Annotated in this window: 16 protein-coding genes and 1 pseudogene; 3 read left to right on the forward strand and 14 right to left on the reverse strand. The window is 39.7% G+C overall.

Features of this window, described 5'->3' with window-relative positions; all coding sequences use genetic code 11:
- Positions 1-23 precede the first annotated feature (23 nt).
- From P4S65_RS03410 to rpsJ, 12 genes are all read right to left on the reverse strand, one after another.
- Positions 24-362, reverse strand: coding sequence for a hypothetical protein (locus tag P4S65_RS03410; RefSeq protein ID WP_337119583.1), 339 nt, complete (start codon positions 360-362; stop codon positions 24-26).
- 839 nt (positions 363-1,201) lie between these two features.
- Positions 1,202-1,459 (reverse strand): 30S ribosomal protein S17, encoded by a 258-nt coding sequence (gene rpsQ / locus P4S65_RS03415; RefSeq protein WP_007376193.1) that lies wholly within the window; start codon positions 1,457-1,459, stop codon positions 1,202-1,204.
- Positions 1,459-1,650 (reverse strand): 50S ribosomal protein L29, encoded by a 192-nt coding sequence (gene rpmC / locus P4S65_RS03420; protein ID WP_002957889.1) that lies wholly within the window; start codon positions 1,648-1,650, stop codon positions 1,459-1,461. The genes rpsQ and rpmC overlap by 1 nt, the downstream gene beginning before the upstream one ends.
- Positions 1,650-2,063, reverse strand: a complete 414-nt coding sequence (rplP, locus tag P4S65_RS03425) for a 50S ribosomal protein L16 (RefSeq protein ID WP_002957890.1) — start codon at positions 2,061-2,063, stop codon at positions 1,650-1,652. The genes rpmC and rplP overlap by 1 nt, the downstream gene beginning before the upstream one ends.
- 12 nt (positions 2,064-2,075) lie before the next feature.
- On the reverse strand, positions 2,076-2,777 hold the full coding sequence (rpsC, locus tag P4S65_RS03430; protein WP_002957891.1) for a 30S ribosomal protein S3: 702 nt from the start codon (positions 2,775-2,777) through the stop codon (positions 2,076-2,078).
- Between the two features lie 11 nt (positions 2,778-2,788).
- The gene (rplV, locus tag P4S65_RS03435) at positions 2,789-3,121 is read right to left on the reverse strand and encodes a 50S ribosomal protein L22 (RefSeq protein ID WP_002957892.1); all 333 of its coding nucleotides are present in this window, start codon (positions 3,119-3,121) and stop codon (positions 2,789-2,791) included.
- A 13-nt stretch (positions 3,122-3,134) separates the two neighbouring features.
- Positions 3,135-3,413 carry a 30S ribosomal protein S19 gene (rpsS, locus tag P4S65_RS03440; RefSeq protein WP_004588689.1) on the reverse strand — a complete coding sequence of 93 codons (279 nt, stop codon included), beginning with the start codon at positions 3,411-3,413 and terminating at the stop codon, positions 3,135-3,137.
- Positions 3,414-3,428: 15 nt separating this feature from the next.
- Positions 3,429-4,253, reverse strand: a complete 825-nt coding sequence (gene rplB / locus P4S65_RS03445; RefSeq protein WP_007376192.1) for a 50S ribosomal protein L2 — start codon at positions 4,251-4,253, stop codon at positions 3,429-3,431.
- A 15-nt stretch (positions 4,254-4,268) separates the two neighbouring features.
- Positions 4,269-4,571 carry a 50S ribosomal protein L23 gene (gene rplW, locus P4S65_RS03450; protein WP_002957896.1) on the reverse strand — a complete coding sequence of 101 codons (303 nt, stop codon included), beginning with the start codon at positions 4,569-4,571 and terminating at the stop codon, positions 4,269-4,271.
- Positions 4,568-5,173, reverse strand: a complete 606-nt coding sequence (gene rplD, locus P4S65_RS03455) for a 50S ribosomal protein L4 (RefSeq protein ID WP_002957897.1) — start codon at positions 5,171-5,173, stop codon at positions 4,568-4,570. The genes rplW and rplD overlap by 4 nt, the downstream gene beginning before the upstream one ends.
- Before the next feature lie 17 nt (positions 5,174-5,190).
- Positions 5,191-5,826, reverse strand: a complete 636-nt coding sequence (rplC, locus tag P4S65_RS03460) for a 50S ribosomal protein L3 (protein ID WP_002957898.1) — start codon at positions 5,824-5,826, stop codon at positions 5,191-5,193.
- A gap of 27 nt (positions 5,827-5,853) precedes the next feature.
- Complete coding sequence (gene rpsJ / locus P4S65_RS03465) at positions 5,854-6,165, reverse strand: 30S ribosomal protein S10 (RefSeq protein ID WP_002957900.1); 312 nt, start codon at positions 6,163-6,165, stop codon at positions 5,854-5,856.
- Between the two features lie 417 nt (positions 6,166-6,582).
- Here rpsJ and plsB point away from each other — a divergent pair, with 417 nt between their 5' ends.
- Positions 6,583-9,021 (forward strand): glycerol-3-phosphate 1-O-acyltransferase PlsB, encoded by a 2,439-nt coding sequence (plsB, locus tag P4S65_RS03470; RefSeq protein WP_033029271.1) that lies wholly within the window; start codon positions 6,583-6,585, stop codon positions 9,019-9,021.
- Between the two features lie 20 nt (positions 9,022-9,041).
- Here plsB and tesB read toward each other — a convergent pair whose 3' ends face one another.
- A complete protein-coding gene (gene tesB, locus P4S65_RS03475) occupies positions 9,042-9,899 on the reverse strand; it encodes an acyl-CoA thioesterase II (RefSeq protein ID WP_002957902.1) in 858 nt (285 codons plus the stop codon).
- A gap of 77 nt (positions 9,900-9,976) precedes the next feature.
- Here tesB and P4S65_RS03480 point away from each other — a divergent pair, with 77 nt between their 5' ends.
- Entirely contained in the window at positions 9,977-10,438 is a 462-nt protein-coding gene (locus P4S65_RS03480) for an EVE domain-containing protein (RefSeq protein ID WP_007376189.1), read from the forward strand.
- Positions 10,439-10,546: 108 nt separating this feature from the next.
- Here the strand turns inward: P4S65_RS03480 and P4S65_RS03485 are convergent.
- Positions 10,547-11,613, reverse strand: a pseudogene (locus P4S65_RS03485) (potassium channel family protein).
- A gap of 159 nt (positions 11,614-11,772) precedes the next feature.
- On the opposite strand from P4S65_RS03485, the gene P4S65_RS03490 reads away from it, so the two are divergent.
- On the forward strand, positions 11,773-12,720 hold the full coding sequence (locus tag P4S65_RS03490; RefSeq protein WP_096793940.1) for a chemotaxis protein CheV: 948 nt from the start codon (positions 11,773-11,775) through the stop codon (positions 12,718-12,720).
- Positions 12,721-12,755: the final 35 nt, after the last annotated feature.

Genomic DNA, 12,755 nt, shown 5'->3' on the forward strand with positions numbered 1-12,755 from the left:
TTCTGAGGCTTTTTTATTACCCACTATTGAAAGACCACATTACTGCCATCCTTAGTACTAAAACTGCTTTCTCCAAAAGTAATAAGTAGACTTTGCCGATTATGCACTACAACAACTTGCTTAGCTGAATACATTGATAACTTATAACCAACGTTAACCAATAGTCCTGAAAGCAACGTAAGTTCAGCACTCGTAAATGGTTTTCGCTTATTGTTATTAGCCCAATCTAGAGCGTTTATCGTAAATATATTCGGTGATTTAAAAGAGTGCTGAACTAATTTCACAATATTTTGTATCTGCTCGATAGATGGCTGGTATTGAGTAATCCCTAAGCTTAATAAATAACTTTGAATGGTATACATATCACTTATTACTAAAATAAAAAACACATCATAAAAGCTCAAGTTAAGTTGAGGTAAAGCACTTTAAATAACTTAACCTGAACTCTGGTTAAGAGATTTACTAACGTATTGAATCATGGTGATATTTAAATTTATTTCTCTAGCTAGAGATTTTCAGTGAAAACAAGACGAATTTACGCGCCAATAGCTGCCTATTGTAGGTAAATTCAACGCAGTTAGCGCTGAAAGTAGCTGCTCGAGATAAATTTATTATCCAGAGTTTAGGTTAACTTATATAAAAACTAGAGCGTGTTTATCTTTCGAGGTTGAATTTTCAGCTTTAGGCAAGGCGAAAATATATAGAGAGCAACGAAATGCTGGCCGATTAGAAAATCGTATTTTATTGGTATTCCTCGTTATATGTTTTTGTCACACTATTAATAAGTCTGCTTCTATATAAGCTTTTTCTAAAAAAGAAAGTATAAAATCAATTACGAATATTTTAACTACATTTAATATCTATTCGTGACGTTCTTTATATGATGCGAACAACTCAATGCTTTACGATTCGCGACACTCTTTTAGTTTCAGATTTCGTAATTATTCGACCCAGATTATACCAATCTACTTATATATGGGGTCTATTTAACGTTAAGAAAATTAAGCAAGAACTAGGCAAAAATTTTATCTAGTTGTTCTAAATAAAAATTTTAACGACGTTATAGTCGTAATTTAACTCGTTAAATTGCTCAAAGATTTATGTCAGTTGGAATTATGACTTTTAAAATTGACAGTGCCTTAAACACAAAAAGCCCCAGCTAATGCCGGGGCTTTTTTACAAAACTAATTTAATTAAAAAATTAAGCTAGTTTTGGACTAGAAATAACGTCTACTAAAGTCCAAGATTTATTCTTAGAAATTGGTGCGCATTCACGGATAGTAACTACGTCACCCGCTTTTGCTGTGTTATTTTCGTCATGTACGTGTAACTTAGTCGTACGTTTAATGAATTTCCCATAGATTGGGTGCTTCACGTAACGTGCGATAGCGATAGTGAAAGATTTTTCCATCTTGTCGCTGATTACACGGCCTTGAAGAGTACGAATTTTATCGCTCATTATTGACCTGCCTTCTGGTTAATAACTGTTTTTACACGCGCGATATCGCGGCGTACTGTTCTTAGCGTGTGTGTCTGAGCCAACTGACCAGTACTAGCTTGCATGCGCATATTAAATTGCTCACGAAGTAGTCCTAGAAGTTCAGCATTAAGCTCTTCTACGCTTTTGTCTTTTAGTTCGCTAGCTTTCATCACATTACCGTCCGAGTTACGAAAGTTGTTTTGAATGGCAGTTTACGAGCAGCAAGGTCAAACGCTTCACGAGCAAGCTCTTCTGAAACACCTTCCATTTCGTAAAGTACTTTACCAGGCTGAATTTCAGCAACCCAATATTCAACAGAACCTTTACCTTTACCCATACGAACTTCAAGAGGTTTTTCTGTAATCGGTTTGTCAGGGAAGACACGAATCCAGATTTTACCTTGACGTTTCACGTGACGCGTCATAGCACGACGAGCTGCTTCGATTTGACGAGCAGTCATACGGCCACGGCCAGTTGCTTTCAATCCGAAAGTACCGAAGCTTACTTTGTTACCGTTTTGCGCTAAACCGCGGTTGCGGCCTTTGTGCATTTTACGGAATTTTGTACGTTTTGGCTGTAACATTACTCGCTACCTCTACTTAGCACTTTTCTTGGCTTTCTTTGGTGCGCGTTTAGCTGGCTTCTCTTGCTCTTGTACTAGTGGTAAACCACCAATAACTTCGCCTTTGAAGATCCAAACTTTAACACCAATGATACCATAAGTGGTTAAGGCTTCAGAAGTTGCGTAATCGATATCAGCACGAAGAGTATGTAGAGGTACACGACCTTCACGATACCATTCTGAACGTGCGATTTCAGCGCCGCCAAGACGACCGCTAACTTCAACTTTAATCCCTTTAGAACCGATGCGCATTGCATTTTGTACCGAACGCTTCATAGCGCGACGGAACATAACACGACGCTCTAGTTGAGAGGCAATGCCGTCTGCTACTAGTTGTGCATCTAGTTCTGGTTTACGTACTTCAGAGATATTAATCTGAGCAGGTACACCAGCGATTTTAGTTACCGCTTGACGTAATTTTTCTACGTCTTCGCCTTTTTTACCGATAACAACACCCGGACGAGCCGTATGGATTGTTACACGGATTGATTTTGCTGGACGCTCAATAACGATTTTAGACACAGAAGCCGTTTTCAATTCCTTAGTAAGGAATGTACGAACTTTGTGATCGCCAAAAAGCTGTGCAGAGAAATCTTTTGAACTCGCGTACCAGGTAGAAACCCAAGGTTTAGATATACCTAGGCGAATACCAGTAGGATGAACTTTTTGTCCCATTACTTATACTCCTAGCTATCTGAAACCATAACAGTGATATGGCTTGTACGCTTAAGGATGCGGTCTGCGCGTCCTTTAGCACGAGGCATAATACGCTTCATTGTAGGACCATCGTCCACAAAGATCGTTGTTATGCGAAGCTCATCAATGTCAGCACCTTCGTTATGCTCTGCGTTAGCAATAGCAGACTCAAGTACTTTCTTAACTAATACAGCGGCTTTCTTAGGGCTGTACGCCAGGATTTCTAGTGCGCGATCGACAGGTAACCCGCGGATCTGATCTGCAACTAGACGTGCTTTTTGCGCCGAACCAGAGGCGAATTTATGTTTAGCTAATGCTTGCATTTATCTTCCCCTCTTATCGTTTCTTCGCTTTCTTATCCGCAGCATGGCCACGGTAAGTGCGAGTTGGTGCAAATTCACCTAGTTTGTGACCGATCATTTCGTCAGAAACGAAAACTGGTACGTGCTGGCGACCATTATGGACAGCAATGGTCAATCCGATCATGTTAGGTATGATCATTGAACGACGGCTCCAAGTTTTAATTGGCTTTTTCTCACCGCTTTCCAAAGCTTTCTCTACCTTCTTCAGCAAGTGTAGGTCTATAAAAGGACCCTTCTTGAGAGAGCGTGGCATGGCTATTCCTCAATATTACTTAGTACGACGACGTACTATAAATTTATCCGTACGCTTGTTCTTACGCGTCTTCGCACCTTTAGTCGGCTTACCCCATGGAGACACAGGATGACGACCACCAGATGTACGACCTTCACCACCACCGTGTGGGTGATCTACCGGGTTCATGGCAACACCACGAACTGTCGGACGAATACCACGCCAGCGATTTGCACCTGCTTTACCAAGTGAACGAAGCATATGCTCAGCATTGCCTACTTCACCTAGAGTCGCACGACAATCAGATTCAACTTTACGAACTTCGCCTGAACGAAGACGTAATGTTACATACTGACCATCACGAGCAAGGATTTGAACGTATGCACCAGCAGAACGTGCGATTTGAGCACCTTTACCTGGTTTTAATTCTACGTTGTGAACAGTCGAACCTACAGGCATATTACGCATTGGTAATGCATTACCAGGTTTGATTGGTGCATCAACACCAGACTGGATTGCATCGCCAGCTTTTAAGCCTTTTGGTGCGATAATGTAACGACGCTCACCGTCTGCATATAATACAAGAGCGATGTTTGCGCTACGATTTGGATCGTATTCTAAACGTTCAACAGTGGCTGGAATGCCATCTTTAGTACGTTTAAAATCGATTAAACGGTAATGTTGTTTATGACCACCACCGATATGACGAACCGTAATACGACCATTGTTATTACGACCACCTGATTTAGAGTTTTTCTCTAAAAGTGGTGCGTATGGCTTACCCTTATGTAGATCTGGGTTAACCACTTTAACTAGGTGACGACGGCCCGCAGAAGTAGGCTTACACTTTTGAAGTGCCATAATTCTATCCCCTTATTACTCGGCGCCGCCGACAAAGTCTAGCTCGCTGCCTTCTTTAAGAGTAACGTAAGCTTTCTTCCAGTCGCTACGACGACCGAAACGTGCGCCAGTACGTTTTGTTTTACCCTTAACGTTAAGTGTGCGAACACCAGTTACTTCTACTTCAAAAAGCTTCTCAACTGCTACTTTAATTTCAGCTTTAGTTGCGTCATTTACTACTTTGAAAACAATAGTGTTGTTTTCTTCAGCAGCAATAGTGCTTTTTTCAGAGATATGTGGAGCAAGGATCACTTTTAAAAGACGTTCTTCGCGAATCATGCTAGCGCCTCCTCAAGTTGCTTAACAGCAGCGGCTGTAATAAGTACCTTATCGAAAGCAATTAAGCTTACAGGATCGATACCAGCTACATCACGCGTGTCAACCTTATAAAGGTTACGTGCCGATAAGAAAAGATTTTCATCTACTTCTTCAGTCACGATAAGAACATCTTTAAGCTCAAGTTCTTTAAGCTTAGCAACTAGTTCTTTAGTTTTTGGTGCTGCTAGAGCAAAACTTTCAACAACGATTAAACGCTCTTGACGAACTAATTCAGATAAGATGCTTTTAATCGCACCACGGTACATTTTACGGTTTACTTTTTGGCTGTGGTCTTGTGGTTTAGCTGCAAAGCTAACGCCACCTGAACGCCAAATTGGGCTACGGATTGTACCGGCACGTGCACGGCCAGTACCTTTTTGAGCCCATGGTTTTTTACCACCACCGCTTACTTCAGAACGTGTCTTCTGAGCACGAGTACCTTGACGAGCACCTGCTGCGTATGCAACAACTACTTGGTGTACTAATGCTTCGTTAAACTCACGTCCAAAAGTAGCTTCAGAAACTTCAAGACCGCCAGAAGCGTCTTTAATTGCTAATTCCATCACTAAATCTCCAGGACTTATGCTTTAACAGCTGGTTTAACGATAACGTCACCGCCAATAGCTCCAGGTACTGCACCCTTAACTAAAAGCAAATTACGCTCAGCGTCAACGCGAACTAGTTCTAAGTTTTGAGTCGTTACACGCTCAGCACCCATATGACCGGCCATTTTCTTACCTTTAAACACCTTACCAGGTGATTGGTTTTGACCGATTGAACCAGGAGCACGGTGAGATAGAGAGTTACCATGTGTAGCGTCTTGCATGCTGAAATTCCAGCGCTTAACACCACCTTGGAAACCTTTACCTTTAGAAGTACCGGTTACGTCAACCTTGTTGATTTCGTTGAATAATTCAACAGTAAGCTCTGCGCCTACTTCAAAATCGCCTTCACCACCGTTAAGGCGGAATTCCCACAGACCGCGACCCGCTTCAACACCAGCTTTAGCGAAATGACCCGCTTTAGCTTTGTTTACACGACTTGCTTTTTTAGTGCCTGCGGTTACTTGAAGCGCGTTATAACCGTCTGTTGCGTCAGATTTGATCTGAGCAATGCGGTTAGGTGTCGCTTCAATAACTGTCACAGGGATAGATACACCATCTTCAGTGAAGATTCGTGTCATACCCACTTTACGACCGACTAGACCTAATGCCATTTTCCTAAAACCTCTCTAATCTTTCGATTAACCCAGGCTGATTTGAACATCAACACCAGCAGCAAGATCTAAACGCATAAGCGCGTCTACAGTCTTGTCAGTTGGTTCTACGATGTCTATCAGACGTTTATGGGTGCGGATCTCGTACTGATCACGCGCATCTTTATTAACGTGCGGTGAAGTTAGTACAGTAAAACGTTCAAAGCGTGTAGGTAGTGGGATTGGACCACGTACTTGTGCGCCAGTGCGTTTCGCAGTTTCCACGATTTCTGCCGTTGATTGGTCAATCAAACGGTGGTCAAAAGCTTTTAGGCGAATACGAATGCGTTGATTTGACATTCTTAACCTCAATATAAAGAGCATTTAAAAGAGCATAAAAAAACGACCGAAACAATCTTAAAACTTAAGATGTCGGCTGTTTGATTATATCTACGTTGAGTTCCAAATCGGAACTCCTGTTTATTAGCTTGAAATCCAAGCTTAATTTATCCTTTCTAGTTCCCTAGGGAATTTTGAAAGCCTGCGTATTATAGAGGTATTGGTGATAAATGCAACAACTATTTAGAAACAATACAATGACCACTAATTTGATTAAATAAGCGCCCGTACATACTCACTGGCTATACTTGAACTAATACCTCTACTATTAGTCAATTAATAAGTTAACTACTCAATAGCGCAAACTAAAGGATTTTTAGATATTATGGTATCCTATTGCGCTAATTTTGCCTTTAATACTCTCAATATGGTGAGTCGATGCGTATTTTTAATTATTGTTTAAATGTTTTGTCTGCTGGATTTAGCCGCTTACTAGTACGAAGTAAAGTGCTGCCAGAGAACCCCATTGAGCAGTATGATCTAAACCCAGAATACCCTACATTTTATATAGTGCGTTTAAATTCACGATTTGATTTAGCGGCACTCACACATGTATGTAAAAAACATGGTTTGCCAAGCCCAATTGAAGAGCAAGTATTAGGCTCTCAGCATTTAGATCGTTTTATTGGAATCAAAAATCCACCACCATTATTTGGCGACAAAGCTAAACCAACAAATGCTTTAGCTCAAGGTAAGCAAATTATTGAACACTTAATTAATAGTGGTCAACAGAACGTACAAGTTGTACCTGTTACAATTTTATGGGGCCGCGATCCGGGTAAAGAAAAACCAGGTTTACGCACATTAATTACACACTCGGTAACACCTAGTTGGTTTAGAAAGTTTTTTGTCGTGTTGTTTTCAGGACGTGATAACTTTATTCGCTTTAGTCAACCTCTCGACTTATCGCTTTTGGTAAACGAGAAAGCCGATGTAAGTGAGTTACCACACAAATTACTGCGTGTCGCTCGCGTTCACTTTAAACGTCAAAAGCTCGCAGCTACTGGCCCCAAAATGCCATCTCGTGAACAATTATTTAATTCTTTATTAGCGTCCCCTACAATTAAAAAAGCAATCCTAGATGAAGCTAAAGCTAAAAATATTAGCCAAACTGAAGCTCGTCAAAATGCACTCAAGTTACTTGACGAAATAGCCGCTAATTATTCAGAAGCAATGATACGTGTAGCTGAGCGATTTTTAACGTGGTTGTGGAATAAGCTTTATAACGGTATTAATATTAAACACACAGAACAACTTCATGAATTGACTAATAAAGGCCATGAAATAATCTACATGCCTTGTCATCGCAGTCATATGGACTACTTGCTCCTTACTTACTCAATATATCATTTAGGTTTAGTACCGCCACATATAGCTGCAGGTATTAATCTTAACTTTTTCCCTGCCGGCGGGATATTTAGACGCTCGGGGGCATTTTTTATTCGTCGCTCATTTGCAGGTAATAAGCTTTATTCTGCCATCTTCAAAGAGTATTTAAGCCAACTGTTTATTAAAGGTTACTCTGTTAAGTTTTACACGGAGGGCGGTCGAAGCCGAACTGGGCGCTTACTTCCGCCTAAAACAGGTATGCTTTCAATGACCTTACAAGCGATGCTTCGCGGAATAGACAGACCAATATCTATTGTTCCTGTGTACATTGGCTACGAGCACGTAATGGAAATAAACACTTACCTTAAAGAGCTGGATGGTAAAGATAAAAAAGGCGAATCTATTTTCGGTATTTTTAAGGCGATTAAAAACCTTAAAAACTATGGTCGTGGTTATCTAAACTTTGGTGATCCAATTTCAATTAATCAATATTTAAACGACAACCAACCCGATTGGCGTGATTCAATACATCCTACCGATGTACAAAAGCCACAATGGTTAGGCACACAAGTAACTCAACTTGCTGATCAAGTAATGATTAAAATTAATAATGCAGCAGCACTTAATGCTGTTAACTTATTGGCGATGATTTTACTCGTTAACGATAAACAAGCATTGAGTAAGCCAAAACTTTTAGCACAACTTGATTTTTACCTGCGCTTACAACGCGATGCCAGTTATAGCGATAAAGTAACAGCGCCTGACGAAACACCAGAGCAATTACTAACACATGCATTAAAGCTTAATAAGTTTGAAGTTATTAGTGATGAATTTGGTGAAATAATCACAATTAGTGATAAAGAGAAAGTTTTATTTAATTACTATAGAAACAATATTTTGCACTTATTCGCAGTACCAAGTTTAATTGCACTGCACCTATTTAAACAACACAGCACTACGATTACTCAATGCCAGCAACTTGTAAAAACATTTTATCCGCTATTTGCTAAAGAATGGTACTTACAGCCTCTTGATGAAAACTATATAACACGAATTTTAGCTAACTTTGCTGATCAAAATTTAATTGAGTTTGATGGCGATAACATTCATATAACGAACAGTAATGACTGCCTAGCTAAGCTTGAAATGCTTGGACGAGCACTTAGCTTCACTCTGCAACGATACGCTATTGTAATTGGTTTTATTCAAACAAGTGATGGCATTGAAAAAGCAGAACTTGAAAGAGAAAGCCAAGTGCTTGCGCAACGTTTAGGCACACTGCATGGCATTAAAACACCTGAGTTTTTTGACAAAAAAGTACTTGTTAGCTTTATCGATAACTTACGTGGAGAGTCATTAATAACAGAAGGTGATGAGGGCTTAGTAGGTAGCACACAGCTATGTGAAACCTACGCACACCTTAAAACATTACTGCCAGCACGCGTCTGGCAGTCAATCAGCGATATAGTACAAGACCAGTGTAACTAGCAATGCATTTACAGAAGGGGTTAGCGCTGGCGCATAACCCCTTCTTGCATTGTTGAGGCAACCAAATTGCCTTGGCGATCAAAAAACTGCCCACGTACTAAACCACAACCATTGCTCGCACTTGGGCTATCAATTGAATACAAAATCCAATCATCCATTCTAAATGGGCGATGAAACCACATTGCATGATCAATAGTAGCTACTTGCATATTTGGCTGCATAAACGATACACCATGAGGTTGTAATGCAGTTGGTAAAAACTCAAAATCAGACGCATACGCTAATAAGTAATTATGGATACGCTGATCGTCCGGCATTTCACCATTGGCTTTAAACCAAATATGTTTTACTGGCTCCATAACTTCTGGCTTAAACGGGTTATGAAATGTCACAGGTCGCATTTCAATTGGCATTTCACGGGTAAACTTATTACGGATGACTTCAGGAATGTGTGAAGCGTTATCTTGGTAAAACTCAAGCGATGAACGTAGTTCTTCAGGTGCGGGAACATCAGGCATCGTCGCTTGATGCGACAAACCATTTTCTTCACCCTGAAACGACGCAGTCATATAAAAAATAGGCTTACCGTACTGAATCGCTTTTACTCGGCGTGTACTAAAACTCTTCCCATCTCGAATAGTTTCAACATCATAAACAATGGGTTTAGCCGGATCGCCTGGGCGTAAAAAGTAAGAATGTAATGAATGAACTATTCGCCCTTCAGGTAGAGTTTCTTTGGCAGCAGAAAGCGCCTGCCCCATAACTTGACCGCCAAACACAGCACCAAAGCCTAAATCTTGGCTTTGTCCTCGATATAAACCTTGCTCAATTTCTTCAAGTGTTAACAACGACAATAAATCATCTAATACTTGGCTCATCATTTCTTCCTCATTCCCCTGATATTCAAATGATACTATACAATAGTGGGAAGTAAATATATGTTAGGAATACTGTTATGGCTTACTGGCTTTTTAAAACTGAACCCGATGCGTTTTCATTAGATGATTTAAAAAACGCTCCAAAACAAACCACGCTTTGGGAAGGCGTACGTAATTACCAAGCGCGGAACTTTATGCGTGATGGCGTTAAAATTGGCGACTTGGTGATGATTTATCATTCAAGCTGTAAACAAGTGGGTGTAGCGGGTATTGCTATAGTTACAAAAGAAGCCTACCCAGATCCCACTCAATTTGATTTAAGTAGTGATTATTACGATGCTAAAGCCACCAGCGAAAATCCTCGTTGGGTTGTCGTTGAAGTAACCTATCAAAGCCATCTAAAAAAATTGGTGAGTCTTAAAGATATAAAAGCGAATGATTCAATTACTGAGTTAGCACTAAAAAAAGCAGGGCGATTATCTGTTATGCCAGTCACAGAACATGACTGGCTGCAAATAGTGAAGATGGTTAGCACTTAGCTTTATTCTTTCGGTCTTTAGGCGCAATCCAAAGCAAAGAAGTAACCTGTGTCACAAAAAGTCACGACACTGATAAAAGAGCCTTTTTCATCGCCTTGGGTAGACTAACTATCGTTCCAAACTTGTCCAATCAACTTCACTACTTAATACTCGCTCTACAGATATGTAGTGCAAAATATCACCTTCACTTACTTTGTAATCAAGCGGTGGGTTTAAATCCATATTTTGCGCACTCAAATTGTGTGCAACGCCTAATAATATTGCATCATGTTCAAGCTTAAAATGATGGAATAAAGTGCCAAATTCCATATCTTTACAGTCTTTAGGTATTGCCAAACTAAATTGCGTATCACCATGGAGTGTAGAAAGCAGCTCCTCTTGTACACGGCTAGAACCTGGATCTTGCATTGAACGTACAAGTATTTCTGCCGATTTAGCACTGCTACACTCTACATTTTGACAATGCTCTAACAGCATATCTATTTTTGTCTCATCTAAGAAATGGGCACTGATATGGCAATCATCCTTAACTAAACGGCTTATACGCAGTGCAGTAGTAAATGTTTGATCGTCATCTTGTCCATCAATAATGACTTTATCGGCACGACTTATTGCAACACGCTCAAGTTCGGATAAATTTGTAAAACTGGTTAGATGTGCAAAATCAACATGTTCGTTAGTTAAAAAAGGGTGATCCATTTGCTCTGTTACCGCGAGTAAAATACGGCGGTCAGTTCGCTTCCTGTCAGCCAAAATGTAATCAATCATCTTTTTTGTACGAGTGTCGTGCCAACCAAAAATAATAATATGGTTAATACTGTGTGCAAAACTTTTATCACCAGTCATAGCGCGCCTAATTAAATAAGTAACTGTTTGCCCTGTTTTTCCAAGCAGGACACCAAATAAAGCTAAACCAAATGGGATCTGTACTAATGCTACCACCCAACGGCCAAGTTCTGTCGTTGGGCTAAAATCACCATAACCTACCGTTGATGTTGTTATTACGTAATAGTAAAAAAAGTACTTGGGGGTATCAAGGCTTTTTCATTTGCGATCACTAATAAGCACCACGTAATAATAATATGCATAAAGGTAACAATCGCAACAGATTGCCAACTCACTTGCTCTATATGACTGCGTAATAACACGATAAAACGTTTAAAAATATGATGCATAGTTATTGCTAATAGATTAGTAAAATTACTCTGTAGTACGGTACTGCAAATTATACCACCATAGCAACAACTAGCTGTAATCGAAAAATAATAACTGAGCTATGAAGTTAAAAAATAGTAGACTATAGTTATAAAATAATTAGATTAGATAAGTTCATTATGGTTGGTGTTTTAGCTTCGGTTGATCAACGTACTCAGTTGGTTGGTGAAAACCGCTTAGAGTTGTTACTGTTTTATTTACATAGTCGGCATTTATTTGCACTCAATGTGTTTAAAATAAAGGAAGTGGTAAAATTGCCACATTTAAGCAAAATTCCCCATTCTCATTCCAAAATAACCGGAGTTGCGAATATTAGAGGTGAATCTATACCTGTAATCGATTTACGGCAGGCTATTTCTATGTCCGCAGTAAAATACGCCGAAGACTGTAACTTAGTTATTACTGAATACAATAGAAGCGTACAAGGCTTTTTAATTGGCAAAGTTGATCAAATCGTCAATATGACATGGTCAGATATTATGCCTCCGCCTAGCTCTGTTGGTAAAAATCATTACTTAACAGCCCTTACTAAAATAAAGCGCGATGGCCAAGAACAGCTCGTTGAAATTATTGATGTAGAAAAAGTGCTTGCCGAAATAGTTGAATATGAAGTAGATATTTCAGAGGGAGTACTTGATCAAGGTATCGTCAATGAGTTTGCAGGACGTAAAATACTTCACGCCGATGACTCACCCACTGCACGTAAACAAGTAAGCGATACACTTTCGCAGCTAGGAATTGAAATCATCCCTGCCAGTAATGGTCTAGAAGCCCTGAACATGCTTAGAAGCTGGGCTGATGAGGGGCAAGATGTTGAAAAAGAGCTATTAATGGTAATTACAGATGCTGAAATGCCTTCAATGGATGGCTATCGCTTAACCCATGAAATACGTAATGATAGCAGGCTTAAAAATCTTTATGTTGTTCTTAACACATCTTTAAGCGGTAGTTTTAACGAAGCTATGGTAGAAAAAGTAGGGTGTAATGCATTCTTATCTAAGTTTCAGCCAGACTTACTCGTTGAAGAAGTACAAAGCCGTTTAAAGATAGTGCTTAATTATACGTAGACAATAGGTACCCTTTTGTATTGCCTACGTATACA

Source organism: Pseudoalteromonas sp. B131b, assembly GCF_037162545.1.
GTDB classification, from domain to species: Bacteria; Pseudomonadota; Gammaproteobacteria; order Enterobacterales; family Alteromonadaceae; genus Pseudoalteromonas; species Pseudoalteromonas fuliginea.